This window comes from Deltaproteobacteria bacterium (assembly GCA_016930875.1).
Taxonomy (GTDB): Bacteria; Desulfobacterota; Desulfobacteria; order Desulfobacterales.
Map to the genome: position 1 here is coordinate 1 of JAFGFW010000022.1, position 21,687 is coordinate 21,687.

Annotated in this window: 24 protein-coding genes; all 24 read left to right on the forward strand. The window is 50.8% G+C overall.

Going from position 1 to position 21,687, the window contains the following annotated elements:
• Positions 1 to 239: 239 nt before the first annotated feature.
• Complete coding sequence (locus JW883_02255) at positions 240 to 1,181, forward strand: PAS domain S-box protein (GenBank protein ID MBN1841087.1); 942 nt, start codon at positions 240 to 242, stop codon at positions 1,179 to 1,181.
• A 23-nt stretch (positions 1,182 to 1,204) separates the two neighbouring features.
• The gene (locus JW883_02260; GenBank protein ID MBN1841088.1) at positions 1,205 to 1,879 is read left to right on the forward strand and encodes a response regulator; all 675 of its coding nucleotides are present in this window, start codon (positions 1,205 to 1,207) and stop codon (positions 1,877 to 1,879) included.
• 320 nt (positions 1,880 to 2,199) lie between these two features.
• A complete protein-coding gene (locus JW883_02265) occupies positions 2,200 to 2,385 on the forward strand; it encodes a hypothetical protein (GenBank protein MBN1841089.1) in 186 nt (61 codons plus the stop codon).
• 49 nt (positions 2,386 to 2,434) lie between these two features.
• Positions 2,435 to 3,076 (forward strand): hypothetical protein, encoded by a 642-nt coding sequence (locus JW883_02270; protein ID MBN1841090.1) that lies wholly within the window; start codon positions 2,435 to 2,437, stop codon positions 3,074 to 3,076.
• Complete coding sequence (locus JW883_02275; protein MBN1841091.1) at positions 3,073 to 4,491, forward strand: sigma-54-dependent Fis family transcriptional regulator; 1,419 nt, start codon at positions 3,073 to 3,075, stop codon at positions 4,489 to 4,491. Before JW883_02270 ends, JW883_02275 begins: the two co-directional genes overlap by 4 nt.
• The gene (locus JW883_02280; protein MBN1841092.1) at positions 4,488 to 4,988 is read left to right on the forward strand and encodes an Hsp20/alpha crystallin family protein; all 501 of its coding nucleotides are present in this window, start codon (positions 4,488 to 4,490) and stop codon (positions 4,986 to 4,988) included. The genes JW883_02275 and JW883_02280 overlap by 4 nt, the downstream gene beginning before the upstream one ends.
• A 30-nt stretch (positions 4,989 to 5,018) precedes the next feature.
• On the forward strand, positions 5,019 to 7,166 hold the full coding sequence (locus JW883_02285; protein MBN1841093.1) for a CDC48 family AAA ATPase: 2,148 nt from the start codon (positions 5,019 to 5,021) through the stop codon (positions 7,164 to 7,166).
• A 155-nt stretch (positions 7,167 to 7,321) separates the two neighbouring features.
• Entirely contained in the window at positions 7,322 to 7,789 is a 468-nt protein-coding gene (locus tag JW883_02290) for an Hsp20/alpha crystallin family protein (GenBank protein ID MBN1841094.1), read from the forward strand.
• 100 nt (positions 7,790 to 7,889) lie between these two features.
• Positions 7,890 to 8,315: a response regulator gene (locus tag JW883_02295; GenBank protein MBN1841095.1), complete on the forward strand. Its 426-nt coding sequence runs from the start codon at positions 7,890 to 7,892 to the stop codon at positions 8,313 to 8,315.
• On the forward strand, positions 8,305 to 9,138 hold the full coding sequence (locus tag JW883_02300) for a GvpL/GvpF family gas vesicle protein (protein ID MBN1841096.1): 834 nt from the start codon (positions 8,305 to 8,307) through the stop codon (positions 9,136 to 9,138). The genes JW883_02295 and JW883_02300 overlap by 11 nt, the downstream gene beginning before the upstream one ends.
• Positions 9,139 to 9,142: 4 nt before the next feature.
• Complete coding sequence (locus tag JW883_02305) at positions 9,143 to 9,943, forward strand: GvpL/GvpF family gas vesicle protein (GenBank protein MBN1841097.1); 801 nt, start codon at positions 9,143 to 9,145, stop codon at positions 9,941 to 9,943.
• On the forward strand, positions 9,933 to 11,423 hold the full coding sequence (locus JW883_02310) for a PAS domain S-box protein (GenBank protein ID MBN1841098.1): 1,491 nt from the start codon (positions 9,933 to 9,935) through the stop codon (positions 11,421 to 11,423). Before JW883_02305 ends, JW883_02310 begins: the two co-directional genes overlap by 11 nt.
• Positions 11,424 to 11,425: 2 nt before the next feature.
• Complete coding sequence (locus JW883_02315; GenBank protein MBN1841099.1) at positions 11,426 to 11,806, forward strand: response regulator; 381 nt, start codon at positions 11,426 to 11,428, stop codon at positions 11,804 to 11,806.
• Between the two features lie 253 nt (positions 11,807 to 12,059).
• Positions 12,060 to 12,278 carry a gas vesicle structural protein GvpA gene (gene gvpA / locus JW883_02320; protein MBN1841100.1) on the forward strand — a complete coding sequence of 73 codons (219 nt, stop codon included), beginning with the start codon at positions 12,060 to 12,062 and terminating at the stop codon, positions 12,276 to 12,278.
• 259 nt (positions 12,279 to 12,537) lie between these two features.
• The gene (locus tag JW883_02325) at positions 12,538 to 13,605 is read left to right on the forward strand and encodes a hypothetical protein (protein ID MBN1841101.1); all 1,068 of its coding nucleotides are present in this window, start codon (positions 12,538 to 12,540) and stop codon (positions 13,603 to 13,605) included.
• Positions 13,606 to 13,622: 17 nt separating this feature from the next.
• Positions 13,623 to 14,594 (forward strand): gas vesicle protein GvpN, encoded by a 972-nt coding sequence (gene gvpN, locus JW883_02330; GenBank protein MBN1841102.1) that lies wholly within the window; start codon positions 13,623 to 13,625, stop codon positions 14,592 to 14,594.
• 129 nt (positions 14,595 to 14,723) lie between these two features.
• Positions 14,724 to 15,029: a hypothetical protein gene (locus JW883_02335; GenBank protein ID MBN1841103.1), complete on the forward strand. Its 306-nt coding sequence runs from the start codon at positions 14,724 to 14,726 to the stop codon at positions 15,027 to 15,029.
• A 165-nt stretch (positions 15,030 to 15,194) separates the two neighbouring features.
• On the forward strand, positions 15,195 to 15,953 hold the full coding sequence (locus tag JW883_02340) for a GvpL/GvpF family gas vesicle protein (GenBank protein MBN1841104.1): 759 nt from the start codon (positions 15,195 to 15,197) through the stop codon (positions 15,951 to 15,953).
• A gap of 26 nt (positions 15,954 to 15,979) precedes the next feature.
• Positions 15,980 to 16,237, forward strand: coding sequence for a gas vesicle protein GvpG (locus JW883_02345; protein ID MBN1841105.1), 258 nt, complete (start codon positions 15,980 to 15,982; stop codon positions 16,235 to 16,237).
• Positions 16,238 to 16,281: 44 nt separating this feature from the next.
• Entirely contained in the window at positions 16,282 to 18,210 is a 1,929-nt protein-coding gene (locus JW883_02350; protein ID MBN1841106.1) for an ArsA family ATPase, read from the forward strand.
• 151 nt (positions 18,211 to 18,361) lie between these two features.
• Positions 18,362 to 18,631 (forward strand): gas vesicle protein, encoded by a 270-nt coding sequence (locus JW883_02355; GenBank protein ID MBN1841107.1) that lies wholly within the window; start codon positions 18,362 to 18,364, stop codon positions 18,629 to 18,631.
• A 56-nt stretch (positions 18,632 to 18,687) separates the two neighbouring features.
• Positions 18,688 to 19,005 carry a gas vesicle protein K gene (locus JW883_02360; GenBank protein MBN1841108.1) on the forward strand — a complete coding sequence of 106 codons (318 nt, stop codon included), beginning with the start codon at positions 18,688 to 18,690 and terminating at the stop codon, positions 19,003 to 19,005.
• Positions 19,006 to 19,016: 11 nt separating this feature from the next.
• On the forward strand, positions 19,017 to 19,340 hold the full coding sequence (locus tag JW883_02365) for a gas vesicle protein (GenBank protein MBN1841109.1): 324 nt from the start codon (positions 19,017 to 19,019) through the stop codon (positions 19,338 to 19,340).
• 176 nt (positions 19,341 to 19,516) lie between these two features.
• A complete protein-coding gene (locus JW883_02370) occupies positions 19,517 to 21,535 on the forward strand; it encodes a PAS domain-containing protein (GenBank protein ID MBN1841110.1) in 2,019 nt (672 codons plus the stop codon).
• The last annotated feature ends 152 nt before the right edge of the window (positions 21,536 to 21,687 follow it).

The following is a 21,687-nucleotide window of genomic DNA, read 5'->3' on the forward strand; positions in this document are numbered from 1 at the left end:
AAATGACTAAATGACAAATAATGACAGCGTAGCGAAATGACATGTTAACGAAGCATAACTCCCATTAATATTCATCCCTTCTTCCTTTTGAATCTTGTAAGACAAACACCTACAAAACAGCCTTCCAACTTCCTACAAAAAAATCAGACATAGACCGATATTGTTACTCAATCTCCTGGCCGATATTTTGCACAGAGTTTCCATTTTTTGGACAGGATAGAAGGGATGATCAGTATATAGTGACTGGGTTAGAGACATTGGAAGCAGAGCACAAGCGGGCGGAGGAAGAGCTGAAGGAAGCGCACCAATATACACGCCAGCTCATTGAAGCCAGCCTGGATGCTTTGATGACGATCTCGGCCGAGGGCAAGATTACCGATCTAAACCAGGCAACGGAATTGATCACAGGGGTGTCCCGAAAGGAGATCATCGGGACGCATTTTTCAGACTATTTCACCGACCCGGATGCAGCGAACAGGGGCTACCAACAAGTCTTCCGGCATAACTATGTCCGAGACTATCCTCTTGAGATCAAACATCGTGACGGAAGAGTTACACCTGTCCTTTACAATGCGTCTGTTTATAAGGATGCACAAGGGCGCGCAACCGGGATTTTCGCTGCTGCAAGAGACATCACTGTGCGCAAAAGGCTGGAGAGCCAACTGCGTCAGGCGCAAAAGATGGAGGCAATCGGGACGCTGGCCGGCGGTATTGCCCATGACTTTAACAACATCCTCATGGCCATAATTGGATTTGCTGAGTTGACCAGGGACGATGTGCCTGAAGGGAGCCTGGCCCGAGCCAACCTGGACGAAGTGTTGAAGGCGGGGAGGCGCGCTAAAGACCTGGTGAAGCAGATTCTTACGTTTAGCCGTCGGACTGAACAGGAACGTATGCCCTTGCAGATTCATCGCATTGTGAAGGAGGCCCTCAAACTGCTGCGGGCATCGTTGCCGACAACTATCGAGATTCGTCAGAAGATCGACAGCAAGTGCGGGGCGGTTTTGGCCGACCCGACCCAGATACACGAGGTGGTGATGAATCTTTGCACCAATGCCTATCATGCCATGCGCCAGAATGGGAGCGTGCTGGAAGTGAGCCTTCGGAATGCGGCGATGTCTTCAAGTCGACAGGCGCAACGGGGCGATGTTCTCAAGCCGACAGGCGCTATACGGAATTAGAGAATGAGGAAAAACAATTGGCAATGGTGGACGGGGATCTGGCCCCTGGGCCGTACGTGAGGCTTACTGTGAGCGATACGGGCCATGGTATGGACCGTGGTGTCATGGAACGGATCTTCGATCCGTTTTTCACCACGAAGGAGCCAGGCAGGGGAACCGGCATGGGACTTGCGGTGGTTCACGGGATCGTCAAGAGTCACGGCGGGGCAATTACCGTGAATGGCGAGCCAGGGGAGGGAACCACATTTGATGTATATCTACCCCGGTTAGAGAGCCACACGGCCCTTGAAGAGGCGCTAACGGCTGAGCCGGTCGCCAGGGGTAAAGAACAACGCATCCTGTTCGTGGATGATGAAGAGCAGATCGTCCGTATGGGGCAACAGATGATAGAGCGCCTAGGCTACTCTGTGACAGCGCGGACCAGCAGCGGGGAAGCGCTGGAGGCGTTTCGTTACGAACCGGAAAAGTTTGATCTCGTTATCACCGACCAGACCATGCCAAATATGACCGGCGCAGAGTTGGCTCAGAAGCTCATGGGCATCAGCCCCGATATTCCGATCATCCTTTGCACCGGATTCAGCGAGGTGATGCCGGAAGAAAAAGCCAGGGCCATAGGTATTCGTGAATACCTTATGAAACCCGTACTTGCTCATGATCTTGGCAGGGCCATCCGGCGGGTGTTGGATGCTTGGATTTGAAAAAAAGAAAGAATGTCTTGCGGTTAGCTTTTGAGATTGGTAGTTGTTATTTTCGAGACAAATCAAACACGATTCAAACCGTACTGGCCGGGGCAGTTGTTGCTTCTGCCGCCAGATATGAGGGACTGGTTACCAGAAGACGATCTGGCCTATTTCATCATGGATGTGGTCGGCTAACTCGATCTTGACGATATGTATGGCAGCTACGACGGCTCTAAGGGCGGTCAGCCGGCCTCAGAGCCGTAGATGATGACCAGCCTACTGCTTTACGCCTACTGTGTGGGTGTGCCTCAAAACACAAGGCCATGAGCTATGGGCGAATGGAAAAGAAGGCCCAAGAGCTTGAAGAAGAAGTCAAACGCCTTCTGAGCGAAGCACAAGCCACTGATGATGACGAAGACGACAAATACGGCAAAGGCAAACGAGGCGATGAACTTCCCAAGGAACTACGTTTCAAACAGAGCCGTTTGGCAAAGATCAAAGAGGCAAAGGCAGCTTTGATATGAGTAGATTCCAGCCATTCTTTGTCGGGTAGTCAACGTAATCATTGGTAAGATGAATAGAACTGCCGATTCCAATTCTCATGTAAGGACACTCATTTATATACCGATCGTCCACACCGAGGCGGATATGGGCACACTGGATGAGTCGGTAAGGCGAGCCACCATGCGGAAAGCGGGGCGAACGGCCCTGAAGCGTAAGGCCCGCACAATTGACAAAATATGGGACGAAATCGAACGAATCATCGGCGAGTTGGACCTCTCATATCAGAAGGTGCGTCTGTACCAGGACGGATTGCCCGTTTGTGGTCGAGAGGCAGACATCGTCAACGATTTGGCGAAGCAGGGGAGTCGGAATCATCGACTCCTCGTCCGCTTGATGCAAAGAGGCGCCACGATTATGGGAACGGAATCTGCCGACCTACTTGTTCAGGAGTATGAGCGTTACAAGCGGTTCTTTGTCGCTGAGAAAGCAGGGCGCCGACGCAAAATGAGCCGGAGCCAAGAAGCTGAGGGCGACTTGCTGGTTGAAAAGCGTGACCAATATGCTGCTCGGCGGATCAATACGACCCTGCGTCGAGGCGAAACAGGGATCCTTTTCATGGGAATGCTGCATGCGTTGGGAGAATTTCTCAATGAGGATATCCGCCTCGTTTATCCTATAGGTGACCCCACTCAAGTGCGAAGAAAATTATGAAAAACAACACGCAGATACTGATCGTGGATGACGAGAAAGACATATGCGGCATCTTGCGTCACATCGTCAGAGAAGAGGGATTCAAATCTATCGTAGCTGGCAACGGGGAATTGGCCTTGGAGCTTGTCCGTTCAGAACGCCCGGATGTGATGTTATTGGATGTTAGAATGCCGAAAATGGATGGCATGGAGGTCCTCGCCCAAGCCAAGGAATTGGAGCCAAACCTCCCAGTCATCATGATTACCGGCAGTGCTAATATTCGCGGTGCCGTGAAGGCAATGAGGGCAGGGGCTCACGACTATCTTGCCAAGCCTTTCGAAAACGAAGAGGTAATTCGGGTAGTGCACCGGGCCTTGGCTGAAAGAGAACTCAAAGAGAAAGTAAGGCCTCTGTCTAGTCAACTCGAAGAAAGCGGTACTCTCAAGGATTTGATGGGCCCCAGCGATGCTGTCACCAAGCTCATTTCCATGGTCAAGCGCGTTTCCTCGTCCGATTTTGCCGTGATCATTCAAGGAGAAACCGGAGCCGGCAAAGAACTCATCGCCACGACCATCCATCGTGTCAGCCAACGATCAGCGGGCCCTTTCGTTCCTGTAGATTGCGGGGCCATCCCGGAGACTTTGTTGGAAAGTGAACTCTTCGGTCATGAGAAAGGCGCTTTCACAGGCGCCATTGCTAGAAAGCTCGGAAAATTCGAACTGGCCGAAAGCGGGACCCTCTTTCTGGACGAGATCTCCAACATGCCTCTAAAGTCCCAAGCTAAACTCCTCCGGGCCCTACAAGACAAAAAGTTCTATCGAGTGGGCGGTTCAAAACCTATCGAAGTTGACGTTCGTATGCTGGTTGCTACAAACGAAAATCTCTACGCCTCGGTAGAATCGGGTTCGTTTCGCCGTGATCTGTTTTTTAGACTGAGCGATTTCGCCATAGCCGTCCCGTCGTTGAGAAAGCGCAAGGACGATATCCCCTATCTAGCCAAACGTTTCTTGGACAGCACCAATAAAGAGTTAAACAAAAAGGTGACAGGATTCTCGGAATCTGCTGTTGAAGCTATATTGATCTATCCCTGGCCAGGAAACGTTCGGGAACTGAGATCCTGTATCAGGCGTGCGGTACTCCTCGCCGACGATGTAATATCTGAAAGCCATCTTGGCCTCAAGGCACAAAAAGGGGCTCATGCGCCTGGCCTGGGGATTCCTCCATGCCGACAAGAGGCTTGTGGGCGTGATGGGCGCCCTTTGAAGGAGGTTGTCCGGCAAAGCACCATGGCTGTTGAACGGCGGGTTATTCTCAAAACCCTGAGCCATACTGGCGGCAACAAAGCAAGGGCAGCTCGATTGCTTCATATAGATTACAAGACGATTCATACGAAAATAAAACAACTTGGAATCAACATAAATGGGAGGCAGTTATGAGTAAAAAATCGAAAGGCGGTCTTGATGGCCTCTTACAGGGATTGGGAGATCTGGTGAAGAATCTTGGTGAATTGGCTGAAAAGGGGGAATCGCTTTCCAGGACAGGCGACCTTCGTTTTGGTGACAAAGACAAGGGAATCAAGGGGGTTTACGGCTTCTCAGTGAAGGTCGGTGGCGTGGGCGGCGAAGAAGTCAAGGTAGAGCCTTTTGGAAACGTCCGGCGGGACGAAGAAACCGGAGAAACAGTAGTCCAGGAAATGCGGGAACCCGTGGTGGACATCTTTGAAGAAGATGACCACACGTTGATTGTAGCGGAAATGCCCGGGATTCGTAAAGCGGATGTTCGTCTGGACGTAAAGGACGACTTGCTCACTGTGCATGCGGAACATGGCGACAAGAAATACCATAAAGAAATCCTTTTGCCAAAAAGCTATCCGCGCGAAAACATGATTGTTTCCTGTAACAACGGAATTGTGGAGATCAAATGCGCCCAATAGTATTTCAATTTGTGGTCGAAGGGGTTTCTCATGGGCAAAACAAAGACTCAAAAGGCAAAAGACAAGGCTCCTGGGGCTATCAAGGTCAAGGTTACGGAAGCACTCAGCAAAGATGTGGGACGAGCCCTCGCCAGGATGGGCCCGGAAGACTTGGAGAGGCTGAATGTCGCCATTGGCGATATTTTGGAGGTTGAGGGAAAACGCAGGACCGTGTGCAAGGCCATGCCTGCGTACAAGGAGATTCGGGGTCAGTCTCGTGTCCAGCTTGATGGCATCACCCGGGAGAATGCTGGAGCTGGACTTGATGAGTTTGTGAAAGTCCGCAAGATCTCTTGCCCGCCCGCCAGCCGCGTCGTCCTCACGGCAACGGATATTGCGCCGGCAAAACGTGATTTGAAATACATCGGCAGCCTTTTGGACGGCCTTCCCGTCTTAAAAGGAGACCGGATTCGGGCAACCCTTTTTGGCAGTCGGTCCGCAGATTTTCAGGTGGGGAAAACGTCTCCCGAAGGACCCGTATTAATCAACCCCACCACGGCATTGGCAATCGGAAAGACGCGGCAAACGGAAAAGTCTCATACAGTGTCATACGAGGACATTGGGGGGCTCAAACCCCAACTCCAGCGTATTCGAGAGATGATTGAGCTGCCCCTCCGCTATCCTGAAGTGTTCACACGTTTGGGTATTGACGCACCAAAGGGCGTCCTGCTCCACGGCCCCCCTGGGTGTGGCAAGACGCTGATCGCTCGCACTATCGCCCATGAGACAGATGCCCATTTTTTCTCCATCAGTGGCCCAGAAGTGGTGCACAAATTCTATGGCGAAAGCGAGGCCCATCTTCGCAAGATTTTTTCGGAGGCCACCCAGAAGGCCCCCAGTATCGTTTTCTTGGACGAAATCGACGCCATTGCGCCAAAACGCGAAAAGGTCGTGGGAGACGTGGAAAAGCGGGTGGTGGCCCAGCTCCTTGCTCTTATGGACGGGCTGAACAAACGGGAAAACGTCATTGTCATTGCCGCCACGAACATCCCCGGCGCTTTAGATCCCGCATTACGCCGACCAGGACGTTTTGACAGAGAGATCACCATCCCCATTCCTGATCGTAACAGCCGGTTGGAGATTCTGGAGATCCACAGTCGAGGTATGCCCTTGGCCCAGGACGTGGACATGCAACACTTGGCCGAAATAACCCATGGCTATGTGGGTGCGGACCTTGAAGCCCTGTGCCGGGAAGGGGCCATGATTTGCCTGCGACGGATCATGCCTGACTTTGATTTTGGGCTGAGCCATATCCCATACGATCAACTTACAGAGCTCGAGATATATAAGGATGATTTCCTCGCGGCTCTGCGGGATGTGGAGCCATCGGCCATTCGGGAAGTCTTTGTGGAGGTTCCGGATGTGCGCTGGGAAGATGTCGGGGGCTTGGAGGGTGTGAAAGAGCGATTGGTAGAAACGGTTGAATGGCCCCTGAAATATTCTCGCCTTTTCGCAAAGATGAAAACGAGACCTGCCAAGGGCATTCTCCTGTGCGGCCCTCCAGGATGTGGCAAGACCATGCTGGCCAAGGCCACTGCCAACGAAAGCCAGGTAAACTTTATCTCAGTCCAGGGGCCAGCCTTGCTTTCCATGTACGTGGGTGAATCGGAGAGGGGCGTTCGAGAAATTTTCCACAAGGCCCGTCAGGCCTCGCCTTGCATTATATTCTTCGATGAGATCGATGCCCTCCTTCCCACCCGAAGTAGCGGATCATCTGACTCCCATGTATCCGAGCGGGTCCTCAGCCAATTTCTGGTGGAACTTGACGGCATTGAGGAATTGAAAGGCGTTCTGGTCCTTGGAGCGACAAACAGAGTGGATATACTCGATCCTGCCCTCCTTAGACCGGGCCGCTTTGATGAAGTTGTCGAGATTGCCATGCCCGATGAGAAGGAACGACGAGCAATTTTTGACGTCCATCTCCGGGGCAAACCCACAGCCAAAGGGCTCAAGCTGGAGACGTTGGCCGCCAAGACCGAAGGGTTCAGTGGTGCGGAAATCGCCGGAGTCTGTCACAAGGCCTCGCTTGCCGCTGTGCGCCGAGTCGTGGCGGCGGGAGACGCTGAAAAGGAAAAGGCGGTAGGCGGGCTGGAAATTACGATGGCGGATCTCCTTAACGCCATGGAGGAAGTCGAGTAGGTGTCTCCTTTATATCCATTATCCAGCATCGCTAGTTCCCGCCGCGGCGGGATCTGAGGTGGAGCTCCTCTAAAGGATTGGGAGTCTGAAAGTTGAGCTGAAATCCTGAGTTGATGCCATAGATCATTATGCGACGTTCAATACCACCTAGAACTATGCGAGACGTATCAAGGGAGGCGTCAGCGAAGAGGAAAAAGGGTGATCATATCTCGTCTTTCCTAAACGTAACCATGGGAGTTGGGCCGGGGAGAGGCATTGGTAAGCCGTTAGAGAGGAATCAATCCGGGACGATTCCTGAATCATCGTTTCCCACCGGCCTTTTCAAGAAGCCCAGGAACTGGAAATTCCAGACCAAACCTCGATTCAAGAAGATGAAAGGGCCTCTGGTCGATGTGTTCCACGAAGCGGAAGAAGTTCTGATTGTCATTGATTTGGGTGGATTCAGGCGTAGTGATGTTTCACTGACCATATCGGCGACCCGGTATTCGATTCTTGCCAAACGGGGCGATCAGATCTTTCAGGAAGATATTGATTTACCAGCAGAGGCCGACATTGAAAACTGCGTGGAATCTTACAGAAACGGGGTTCTTGAAATCGTTCTCCCAAGAAAGAAAAACGATTAAAACGAACCCTATTGGGTGAAGACAGCAGGACAAATAACAGGAAGAATTTAAAATCGGCCCCCCTGGCGCTTCTGGGCAGAACAGGAAGCGAGGTGCAGCAATGAATAGCAACCAGCCAGATCAACAACAGACCATACTGGTCGTCGACGACGAGACGGAAGCGCTGAATGTGCTCGCCGAGATTCTATCCGATAAGGGATATAAAACCTTGAAAGCAGAAACGGGATTCCAGGCAGTACATCTTGCCACGGAGGTCAAACCAGACCTCGTTATCCTGGATTTGAATCTTCCTGACTTGACTGGGACAGAGGTGCTGGAAAGGCTTAAACGGCTGAATAGTGCGATTCAGGTAATTATCCTCACAGGATACGGCTCCCAGGGAGCTGTTCGTCGTGCCATGGAGGGTGGGGCTTTTGAGTTCCTCACCAAACCGTTCGACCAAAATGAGTTCCTTACTGTTGTTGGCGAAGCCCTTAAGGCCGACCCTCCCCCAAGACTGATAGGAGAGAATTGCTATGACGAATAAGGGCGAGGCCGCCATAGGCTCCTACTCGAAAGGTGAAGGTATCTATCTGTTTTGCATTGCCCGTCCTCCATTGCCGAAACTGAAGGACTTGGCTTTCAATGAACAATGCCCGTCGTCACAGCAGGTCTTCAAGGATGTTGTCGCTGTGTTCTGCAAAGTCCCCCTTGCCGATTTCTGTGGGCCCTCTGCAGAGTCGAAATTACAGGATCCAGCCTGGGTCGCCCCCCGCGCTTATCGACACGGTGAGGTGGTCCAAGAAGTGTTGCGCCATTCCCCAGTACTTCCCGTTGGCTTTGGGACAATCTTTTCATCACCTCAGCGACTGGAAGGACTCCTTGAAAAGCACTATGAGACGATAACCCACTTCCTTGATGAGGTTGAGGATAAAGAAGAATGGTCGGTTAAGGGCATGCTGGACAGAAAAAAGGCCAAGCAGGTGTTTGTTTCCAAGGCGGTTACCAAAGATGTGGAAGATCTCTCATCGCTCACTCCGGGGATACGCTATTTCCAGGAGAAGCGCGCTGGGGCCGCGGCCGAGGAGAAGTTGAGACATTGGCTGAGAGAAACTTCGCAGGATATTTGGAACGACCTGAACCGCTATTGCTCGGATTTTTGTGAACGGAAGGTTTTTCCTCTCAGCGCAGAGAAAGGGAACTTAGATGTCGTGTTGAACTGGGCGTTCTTGGTAACCAGAGGTGCAGAGGGAGACTTTCGTGTTCAAGTGGACGATGTAAATGCAGGATATGAAAAGGATGGATTGACTTTCCAACTGACGGGTCCGTGGCCACCTTATAGCTTCTGCCCGCGTCTTGAGATGGAGTAACGGCATGGCATACTTACTATATTGCATCTTAAACAGGCCGCAGGACAGGGAGTTGAAAACCATAACGGGCGTCGGCGACCAGCCTGTTTTGCTCGTCTCCACACATGGCCTTAGCGCGGCTGTATCTAAAAGTCGTGATCGGATTGTGGCTCCGGAGACGACAGAAGTTATTGCCTACAAGAAAGTCGTTGAGACCTTTCACCGCGGTCACACAGTCATTCCCATGCGCTTTGGGTGTTTCCTCGACAATGAATCCCAAATCTCCCGCCTTCTTGAAGACCGCCATGACCAATACAAAGTTCTCCTGAGAGACCTGGATGGTTGCGTGGAAATGGGAATCAGAATGATGATCAAGACCTCCAGATTGCCGATTCCGGATTGGGAAGGGCAAAGTTGGCAACCCGGAACCGGGAACCCGGCACCCGAAACCTCTGGACGAGCCTTTCTAGAAGCCAGAAGGTCATATTATAAAAAGGAAAACACGGTCGATGAAATAATGAACAAGGCTGCACACCGATGCCAGGAGGCTTTCTCAGGAGTTTTCGCCAAATACAAAAAAGAAGGTTCTCGACATGGCGGTTTTCAATCTCTATCCGCAAGCCAGAACCCGATTCTCTCCCTGTACTTTCTTGTATCAAGAGATGGTGTGGCATCCTTTTGCCGGGTTTTTCGCAACGCCCATTGGCCAAAATATACAAAATTGCTTTTGAGCGGTCCCTGGCCACCCTATAATTTTGTCCTTCCCGATCATCCTGGGGACTTGGATTTTGCGCATGCTATCGGAGGAGGGACAAATGGGGCTTGAAGCCACAAATAGCCCTGTTGAAGAATCCGCTGGGCGTTACGAAAACCTTTATGCCATGCTTCTCGACGCTATCCCCTCCTCGGTTTTACTGTTCGACCGGAATGTGCGTATCGTCTCCGTCAACCGGAACTTCTTGGAAAAGAACCGCTGCAATTTGTCAGACACGATTGGGCACCGATTGGAAGACGTGTTTCCCGCTGTTCTTCTGGATCATATGGACATTGTTCGCAAGGTTCGGAAGGTTTTGGAGACCAATGAGCCGACCGAAGGAGAACGGATGGCCTATCGAACACCGGGAATTCCGATGAGGATTTACTACTACCGCATCCTCCCCTTCTCCTCGGGTTCGTCTGTGGAAAACGCCATGCTCCTCATGGATGATGTCACAGAGCAGATACGGCTGAGCAAAGAGGTTCACCGCGTGGAACGACATCTTGCGAGCGTGGTGGAAAGCGCTAGCGATATGGTTTTGTCAACGGGCATGGATGGCCGGATCTTAAGCTGGAACACCGCAGCGCAGATCCTTTCAGGATATACGCTTAATGATGTGAAGGGCCACTTCTTTCCAGAATACTGTAATCCTGAGCATCGAGAAGAGGCCAAGCAGGTCTTTCAAAACATGGGGAAGGGAAAGGCATCCCAGATGGTCGAATGGGATCTCGTCACAAAGGGAGGAGAGGACATTCAAGTAAGCTGGGTCCTTTCTACCATGAAATATGATGCATCGCAAAACATGGGTATTGTTGCCGTAGGAAGGGACTTGACAGAACGCCGCAAAATCGAGATGCAGCTTCTCCAGTCGCAGAAACTCGCTGCCCTTGGTGTCATGGCCGGAGGAATTGCCCATGAAATTAGAAATCCCCTGGCCATCTGCTCCTCGGCGGCTCAGTTTCTCATGGACGATCACATTACGCCGGAATTCAGAAGGGAATGCGCTGAAAAAATCTATAAAGGTATTCAGAGGGCGGCGGCGGTTATTGAAAATCTTCTGAAGTTTTCCCGCCCTCCAGGAAACCGTAGGCAGCAGTCTTTGGATCTTATCGACCTTCTTAAAGAAACCATGGACCTGGTCGCGAATCATGCCAAGGTGCAAAAAATCCAAGTTCGCGCTTCTTTTTGCAATGAATGCGTGATGATCAGCGGCGTCGCCAGCCTGCTTCAACAGCTTTTCATGAATCTTTTTCTAAATGCCATCAAGGCCATGCCGCATGGAGGGGCTCTAAGCATAGCAGTCCGGAAAACGGAGCGGGAAGTTTTAGTTCAGGTCTCAGACACCGGTCACGGCATTTCGGAAGCAGACAAAGACAAGCTATTCGATCCCTTCTATACCTCTTCGCCGGTGGGCCAAGGAACAGGGCTTGGCCTTTCTATCTGTTATTCCGTGGTGACGGAGCATTTTGGATCCATTGAGGTGGACAGTCCCAAAGGAAAGGGGACGACTTTTACCGTTCGACTTCCCACCGTATCGTTCAGAGGTTAATCATGAAAAAGAGTGAAAAACTTTTTCTTATCATAGATGACGAGCCCGATATGTGTTGGGCCTTAGAGCACATCCTGGAAACGTTGGGTGTAAACGCGAAGACAGCGCAAAGTGGGGAGGAGGCGCTCACCTTAATGCGGCAGAATCGTTTTGATTTGGCTTTTTTGGATGCCAAGCTGCCGGATAGCGAAGGGCTTGAGTTGGCCAGCCGTATTCGAAAAATCAGCCCTGACATCAAGATTGTGATGGTCTCTGGTTACTTCTACAAGGACGACGGGTTGATTGAGCAGGCCCTGGCCAATGGGATCATTTCCGGCTTCATTTCCAAGCCATTCCGCCAAGATGAAATTCTGAAAGCCATAGAAGGCGAATGCTCCCTCTAATCCGCGTACATTCAGATATGGACATGCCGCCACATAACTATGGAGCGCAATCCATGGTACAGATTCCTCCACCGCTCAATCCACCCACCCATCATCGCTTCTGAAGGTTTTTTCTTTCCGTAAAATCAGCCAGTTATCAATATAATTTCTTACTTATCGAGATTGGCACAAGGGTTGCTACTACAGCCTCGCAGCATGCTTCATAGGTTAGTCAGTACTGACGGCCACTACTAAATTTATAAGGAGGTTTATCATGGCAAAAGTTGCAAAATCAACTGACTCTTCGAGTCTGGCGGAAGTTGTAGACCGCATTCTCGACAAAGGCATCGTGATCGATGCCTGGGCCAAGGTTTCCCTGGTTGGGATCGAATTACTTTCCGTGGAGGCACGGGTTGTGATCGCTTCGGTCGAGACATACTTGAAGTATGCCGAAGCCATTGGCTTGACAGCCGCCGCTGCGGCTCCAGCGTGATCCTGTTCTAACCAAGGGTGGTCTTAGCGTGAGGGGCCGGTTTTAAGGTCCCCCACGCTAAGATACCCGAATTCGGGAAACATGGTCGATGGGATTCAATTCCCATTGCCCTTTATTATTAACCAGACGTAACCCACACAGGGTGCAATTAGAAGTGTTGGAGTCTTGTCGTTCGAAAATGCAGTCGTGATTTCTTGGATTTGTCGAAAAGATTCCATGAATTCAAATCGCAGCTACCTGCCGTTTTTAGGTGCACCCTATGAAAATAGATATAGAAAGGAAAAATGCTATGGGACGCTTAACCGACGACATGACGCGTTTACGGGGTGAGCTAGACGCCTTAAGTAGGGGTCGTGCGGCATTCATTCATGGCTTGAGGCAAGATGTGGATGACATGAAAGACGACGTCATCAATATGCGGGCGGGTTTCAGGAACGATTTGGACAAGATGGCCACAGAGCTAACGGGTAACCTTGGGGCATTCACTTCACGTTTAAAAGACAACGTGAGCGATATGCAAGCAACTTTCCGTCATGATCGCTCCGAGATGGCAGAGACGACAAGGGCGGATCTTGCCGCATTTGCTTCCGACATCAAAGCATTTGTGGCGGAACTGGCCGATCAGGTGGGCCGGATGCGAGCCGGTTTCAGGAGTGATCTCAACGGAATGTCGGCAGAGATGAAGGACAAACTTGGGGCGTTCTCCACCCGTTTAAAAACCAATGTTGCCGATATGCAGGAAACCTTCCGTCACGATCGATCTGAAATGGCTGAAAAGACGAAGGCAGATCTTGCCGCATGCATTTCCGACATAAAAGAATTCGTGGCGGAATTGGCCGACCAGGTAGGCCAGATGCGAGCGGGTTTTAGGGACGATCAGGCTGAGAGGGCTAAAAAGGGCAAGACTGAACGGGAAGCCTTTATGTCCGGCCTATACGACACTGTCTTGGATCTGCGACAAAATATAGCCGATTTGTCTGAAGGATTTGCAGCCGACATTTCCGGCGCCCGTCAAGCTTGGCATGGACCAACACGTCCTCAAACCAAGGCTGCTCGGGGCACTGCCACAAAAAAGAAGGATACCAAGCATCAAACCAGAACAGGGCCTCGGCAGGAAAAAAACGAAAAACAGATTCGGTCTGATGACTTAACCCGGATTAGCGGGCTCGGCCCCGCGAGAGTCAAGCTACTTACCAAAGCGGGATATTACACCTTCGCCAAAGTGGCCAAGGCCAAACCGGAAGACTTGCAAAAAGTTTTGGGATCAAACGTGGGACTTGCCGGCGTAACCCAGTGGATCAGGCAGGCCAACGAGTTAACATCTTAGCGAATTCGGAGACAATTATGGCGACGAATGATAGCACTTTGCGAGTTGTATCAGACCGTACTGTCAGACTTTCCCCCTCTGATGACAACGTCTCAGCGGAACCCAGCGACGAGTTTGTAAACACTACGTATGTCCAGGACATCACAGAGCGGGCACTGGTATATTTGGCTATTGGATACGCCGTCCACTTCGCCGGACGGGCGGGGACAGGAAAGACGACACTTGCGTTTCACGTTGCCGCCCAACTCGGGCGGCCGATCGTGCTGATCCATGGGGACAATGAATTCGGAAGCTCTGATTTGGTGGGCCGAGATTCCGGCTACCGCAAGTACAAGGTGGTCGACAACTTTATCCATTCCGTCCTGAAAAGCGAAGAACACATGAATACACTTTGGGTGGATAATCGGCTAACCACAGCTTGTCGAGACGGGCATACGCTCATATATGACGAGTTCACGCGATCCAGGCCGGAAGCGAACAATGCTCTTTTGAGCGTCCTGGAAGAGAAAATCTTAAATCTGCCAGATCTGCGCCGAGCAGGACAGGGGTACATGGAAGTGCATCCGGAATTCCGCGCCATCTTCACTTCTAATCCAGAAGAGTACGCCGGTGTTCACAAAACCCAGGATGCCCTCGTGGACCGTCTGATCACGATCCATGTGGACCACCTCGATCGGGAATCCGAGATTCGGATTACTATGGCAAAATCAGGCCTTGACCGCTCCGATGCGGAAACAATCGTGGAGATTATAAGGAACCTACGAAATGTTGGTGTTAATAACCACCGGCCTACTATTCGGTCCTGCATTGCCCTCGGGCGTATACTCAGCCATCTCGGTGGCCATGCCCGGATAGACGACCCCGTGTTCCTACGAGTCTGTCGTGACGTCCTAAATATGGATACGGCAAAGGTCACCCGAGGAGGCGAGTCCCTTATACGGGAAAAGCTGGAGACCATCGTGAAGAAAGTATGCAAGGACACGAAGTAGCCCGCGGCTCACTTGATGCCCCGGCGGGCTGTCATCCATCGAAGGACGTGCGAAAGACGGTCTTCCCGTTCCTAAACGGAATTGTGACAGCCGTTGCCTTTATCGGAAAAGAAAGGAATCGAAAAGCACATGGCTATCCCACAAAAAACCATACGAGGCGTCCAGGACATCCGAACTCATACCAGAGCAGCCGCTTCCGCATTTCAGGCGCACGAGGCCTACATGAGACTCTCGTGTTTGGAGATGGAAAAGGCACGGCGAGGCAAGGAGAGGGAAAGCGCAATGCGCCGTGTGGACCTCATTGACGCACGGTTCAAGGAAATCGAGGGAGAAAAAGCAGAGCTTCTCCAGACCTTGGGCCAACGAGAGGGGTTGAATGGTAGGAGGACGCTTGCCCCATGTCGCCAGGTGGAAGGGGTCAAGATTCGGTACTAGTGTTCTTGATTTCACCACTTCACCCATCTGCAAGGGATCAACTTGCTTCAGGTTTTCCTGCCTCAAAGTTGGAACATTATTTGCATAGAACAATGATCATCATCTTGTTCTATTTCTGCTTTGTTATCAAACCACGCATCCGACTCGAAAGGAAAGCGTTTAGCCATGGCTAGCAAAACATCAAATAATACGGGAAGATACCTGTATGCCATAGTGGCCGCTTCAGAGACGCATAACTACGGCACCATCGGCATGGATGATAGCGCCGTCTATACCATCTCTGAGGGGGGGGTGTCAGCCGTAGTCAGTAATGTTCCCAACCAAAAGATGAGGCCGGAACGCCGTCATCTGGCAGCCCACCAGGCAGTACTGAGGCGGCTGATGAAAGAGATCACTCCGCTGCCCATGTCTTTTGGCATCATTGCGGAGGGAGACAAAGCGATTACAAGAATCCTCAGCGCTAATCAAGAAGTATTCCTCAAGGAACTTCGTCGTGTGGCTGACAAGGTCGAAATGGGACTGCGCGTCACATGGGACGTGCCGAACATCTTTGAATACTTTATTCAGACCCATCCGGAGTTGAGGACCGCACGGGATCGATGCTTTGGCACCCATCGAGAACCCAGCCATGAAGAAAAACTTGAGGTGGGACGGATGTTTGAGCGTATGCTCAATGAAGATCGAGAGGCATACACTGAAAAGGTCGAACAGATCCTTTCCGAGTACTGTTTTGAGATCAAACTCAACAAAAGCAGTAAAGAACGAGAAGTGATGAATCTGGCCTGCCTTGTGGGACGAAAGGCGCAATCCCAGTTTGAAGAAGGTGTATTCGAAGCGGCCAAGCTTTTTGATAATAGCTTTGCGTTTGACTACAATGGCCCTTGGACGCCTCATAACTTTGTCCACATAGAACTGGCGCTTTGACGACCGAAAAGCAGTAGGAGAACAAGATGTTCATCGTAGACAATATCTTGCTTTTCCCAGTTCACGGTTTTTTTTGGATCTTGCGTGAAATACATAACGCCGCGCAACAAGAAGTAGTCAATGAGGCAGATGCCATCACTATGGAACTGAGCGAACTCTATATGATGCTGGAGACAGAAAAAATCACTGAAGATGAATTTGATGCCCGAGAAAAGACACTTCTGGACCGTCTGGACGAGATACAAGGACACGGTGATTCCATTGGGGCAAACCCATCGGACTAGTAAGTAGTTCGACGCCAAGAGGTGTGACAAACGGAAAACCTGAGATGGGCGTAGCAACTCCGTCTTTTCTTATCGACAAGGGGCTTGAACTCCTCCTTTTTGGCGGAAAAGGCGGCGTGGGTAAGACAACTTGTGCCGCTGCTTCTGCTATCCGCCTTGCCAATGCGTTTCCAAAGGATCCTATCCTCCTCGTTTCAACCGACCCCGCCCACTCCCTCCACGATAGCCTGGCGAACCTTTCCCCCCCACATAATCTGAAGACCGTGGAACTGGACGCACAGGCTTGTCTTGAGACGTTTAACCATAATCACAGGGAGACACTCCGGCAGATTGCGTTGCGTGGAACGTTTCTGGACGACGAGGATATCAGCCAATTCCTGGATCTCTCACTGCCCGGCCTTGACGAACTCATGGCCTTTCTGGAGATCTCCAAATGGGTGGATCATAAAAAGTACCGGCGCATTGTCGTCGATACCGCCCCGACCGGCCATACCCTGCGCCTTCTGGCCATGCCGGATCTGATCCGCAAATGGCTGGACGCCATTGACGCCTTATTGGGTAAGCACCGCTACATGAGGCAGCTCTTTAGCGGTTCCTGTCGTCGCGACGAACTGGATGCATTCCTTCTGGAGTTCTCAGAGTTGATCGAAACCGCAGAAGGGCTGTTGACCGATCCTCTGCGTTGTCGCTTCGTGCCCGTTATGCTTGCAGAAACATTGAGTATTCAAGAGACGTTGACGCTAATCAAGGAATTGGAACGGTTGAAGGTCCCAGCCACCGATGTCATTGTGAACAAGCTTTATCCAGAGCAGACATGCCCCACGTGTGCCGATGGACGTATCCGCCAATTGAGGGAATTGGGCCGCTTTCCTCAAGCATTGTTGGAACGCTCACTATGGGGGCTCCCTATCTATCCGGAGGAGGTCCGAGGGGGGGAAGCTTTAGAAAGTTTCTGGGACGGCGTTACGGCACTCGACACCAAGCCATCTAAGCATGAACAAGTCAGCCTGCATTCAAAAGATCTGACTCCAATTGTTGAATTCCCCGCACATCCCCCCTCTCCAGAGCAAAACATGCTCCTGTTTGCCGGGAAAGGAGGTGTGGGCAAGACGACACTGGCCTGCGCCACTGCCGTTTTCATGGCCCGATCTCTTGGCGACAGAGAGATTTTTCTCTTTTCAACAGACCCTGCACATTCCTTGTCCGTCTGTCTGGACGTTCAAATCGGCCCCCAGCCCACTACCGTGATCCCGGGTTTGACGGCCATGGAAATCGATGCCCAGGCTGAGTTCGAAGGTTTTAAAAGCGACTATGCAGAGGAGTTAGAACGATTCCTGGATGGCATCTCACAGAATCTTGATCTTGCTTTTGACCGTGAGGTCATGGAACGTATCATCGATCTTTCACCACCAGGCCTGGATGAGGTCATGGCCCTCACCCTGGCCGTGGAGTTTCTTGCGGAGGGCAAATATGACGTTCTCATTCTTGACTCTGCCCCCACAGGGCATCTTGTCAGGCTCCTGGAGACTCCCGAACTCATCACCGAGTGGCTCAAGGTTTTTTTTAATCTTTTTCTGAAATACAAGCACGTGTTCCGACTACCCAAGATCTCTCAACGACTTGTGCAGATGTCTAAAGACCTGAAACAACTCAGATCCCTTCTGAGGGATCGACATCGGTCGGCATTATTCGCGGTTGCCATTTCAACCGAGATGGCATTGGAAGAGACCAAGGATTTGGTTAAAGCTTGTGAGAGGATCGGCATTCATGTGCCGGCCCTTTTTCTCAACCTGGCCACACCTGCCGGCCAGTGCCCTTTGTGTTCCGCCCTTAGCCGACACGAATCAAAAGTCAGGGACAAATTCGAATACACCTTCTCCAAGATGCATCATACGGTGATCTATCGCCGGGGTGACCCAAGGGGCCTTCGGCGACTGGGGAACCTGGGAGAAGCCTTGTTCAATAACGTATAAGGCAAAATGAATGACCCTACAGCTTGCAGCAGGGTCATTCATTTTGAAAAACATAATATTTTCTCCTTCTAACACCATAGTTGGAACGATTCTGGCATGGAATAAGCCACGGAGACCTGACAAAACAGACAGACGTAAAGTGGACGGAGTCATGATGCCTGATATCCCACTGGATGAAGCGGAACACATTTCCCTTTGTGAAGCCCTGGATCGCATTCTGAACAAGGGGGCCGTTATCTCCGGCCAAGTCAGCATCTCAGTGGCTAATGTGGACCTAATCTACTTGGCCCTGAACGTCATGCTCACGTCCATTGAAACAGCCCGGGAAGTTATGGCAAACGATTTTTGTAGGCGTGTTCCCGTAAATCTGGGGATGAAATGCACGTCAAGTATAGATGCCGAACATGGAGATCGACCATGAACTCGGATTGCCGACCTGAGGTCGAATCAGAAGCCATGAGCGATTTTCTCAGGGTCATGCAAAGTGATGCGGCTTCGGCAGCTTACCCCTGTTCTGGCGAATCTTTGCAGGGAGGCCGCATCAACCTCAATCCGGACAATGTAAAAAACGGACTGGCTCAACTCGTCCTGACGCTGGTCAAACTCCTGCATGAACTCCTTGAGCGTCAGGCGATCCGGCGCATCGATGCTGGATCTCTGAGCGACCAAGAGATTGAAGGCGTTGGCGTAACATTGATGAGGCAAGCAGAAGAGCTTGAAAGGCTTCGAAAGGCCTTCAGCCTGGAAGAAGAGGATCTCAATATGGACCTTGGGCCACTGGGAAAGCTTTTATAAGGGGGACTAACATGGCCATACAACGTGCCGCACAGCATTCGGTTGAAAGCACCAACATTGCAGACCTGCTCGAACGTGTCTTGGACAAAGGCATCGTCGTGGCTGGTGATATCAAGATCAGTCTTGTGGACATCGAACTTTTGACCATCCAGCTCCGCCTGGTAATCTGCTCTGTAGATAAGGCCAAAGAGATGGGCATGGACTGGTGGGTGAATAATCCCGCATTCACCAAGGAGATTCCTCACGAAAACACAACCGATTCACTGGCAAAAATAGAGGATCGGCTTTCGAAACTGGAATCATCTATCGCCGCTGAAGCAAGTCAAACACACTAGTCGGGATTAAGCGAAAAAACTGATTTGTGTAATCGCAAGGGAAGCGAAAGTTGATAACGATCTGTAGTCTTTAATGTCACCACCGAGTTTTAAATCCAGCTTATCCTAGCTCTAAGAACACGTTGAAGTTACTTGTCGAGATGACATAACGATTGAATGTCAGATGACATATTGTGTTGAGAAAAAAGTGGATCAAAAGGATGCATGAGGAGTTGCAACTCGTAAATGACAGCCAGGGCAACCCGGTGGACATTGAAGGCCACAGGACAGACATTCCCTCGCTCAAACTCGCCCGGAAGGAGCTGGAAGAAAGCGAGCGGAGGTATCGAGGTATCACCGAGGCGATCACAGACTACGTGTACACCGTTCGTGTAAAGAACGGGTATGCCGTGGAAACGATCCACAGCCCTGCATGTAAAGCCGTAACTGGATATTCCCCCGAGGAGTATGCATTTGATCCCTATCTGTGGCTTCACATGGTCCATGAAGAAGATCGTGAGGCCGTCCAAGAGCAGACCAGGCGAGTGCTTTTAGGGCAAGAAGCTCCGCCCCTTGAACATCGGATCTATCGAAAAGACGGATCGATGGGGTGTGTAAAAAACACATTCGTTTCTCATTACGACTCAGACGGGAATCTCATCTCATACGATGGCTTGACTGCCGATATTCATGAACGCAAAATCGTAGAGGAAGCGCTACGCCAGTCAGAACAAGAGCTGGCTATCCGAAATCAGATCGCACAGATCTTCCTCACTGTCTCCGACGAAGAAGTATACGCAGAATCTTTACGGGTTATTTTGGATGCTACGGAAAGCGAGAACGGATATTTCGAATATATAGATGAAAGTGGGGCTCTCGTGTGCCAGTCTATGACCACAAATGTTTGGGACCAGTGTCAGATTCCTGATAAAGACATCGTGTTTCCCCGCCAGGCGTGGTGCGGTATTTGGGGCCAGTCCCTCATAGAGAAAAAGGTGTTATGTTCGAACGAACCGTTGGCCGTGCCTGAGGGACATATCCCTATGCAAAGAGTGCTAATAGTGCCTTTCTTACATCACGAGAAACTTATCGGGCAAATTGGAGTCGCCAATAAGGCCACGGACTATAATGAGTCGGACTTCCAGTTGCTGGAAGCCATTGCGTTCCATATAGCTCCAATCTTACATGCAAGACTGGATAGAGACAGAGAAAACGCCGAGCGCAAGTGTGCAGAGGATGCATTACACAAAATAACACTTGAACTTTCAAAGCGGGTAAAGGAACTGACGTGCTTATATTCCATTTCTCGCTTTATAGAGGATCCGAATATTCCACTGGAAGAAACAATTCAGAGAATAACGGATGTCATCCCCTCTGCTTACAAATATCCGGAGATTACCTGTGCAAGAATCATAGTAGGGAATGAGGAATTTAGAACAAAACATTTCAGAGAAACTACCTGGAAACAGGCCCAAGACATCCTTGTCGATCATGAGCTTGTTGGCCGACTGGAAGTTTGTTATCTGAAGGAAAAACCAGAAGAGGAAGAGGGGCCGTTCCTTAAGGAAGAAAAAACCTTATTGGAGGGAATTGCTAACAAATTGGGAGGCGCCATCCAGGCCAAACGGATGGAGGCTGCGGTAAAGTGGTTGGCTGCGTTTCCTAACGAAAATCCGAACATAGTGCTACGAGTCATGCGTGATGGCGTTATCATCTATGCCAACGACGCCAGCATGGCTTTGTTGAGAACTTGGGGTTGTGAAGTAGGACAACTCTTACCCGAGAAGTGGCGTAAAATTGTACTGGATATTATGCGCTCCGGCTTACGTAGATCCGCTGTGGTCTGGTGTGCTGATTTGGCGTTCTCTTTAACCTTTACACCAATTATGGAAGCGGGGTACGTCAACATATATGGATTCGATATTACCGATCTCAAGCGAGCAGAGGAAGAAAGGCGAAACCTGCTAGCCCAACTCCAACAAGCCTACAAGATGGAAGCCATTGGAACACTTGCTGGCGGGATTGCTCACGATTTTAACAACGTTCTAGGTATTATTGTTGGCAATGTGGAGCTTGCGGCAGGTCAAGTCTCTGAAGGGAATCCAGCGCAATACAGTCTGAAAGAAGCGCGCCAAGCTTGCATGAGAGCTAAGGACATGGTGAACAAATTCTTGCCTTCAGTCGCCAGGAAGAACAAGAGCTTAGAACTATCTTGATAAACTCGTAAAAAGTCCAAAAACATGTCATTGTGAGCGAAGCGAAGCAATTTCATCGTTTCATGTCTCAGAGATTGCGGAGCCTGTTCCGGTGAGCTGAAACCCCGAGTGGAACGAGGGGGCGGCGAGGAATCTCCGGGTTTGCTTCGGCT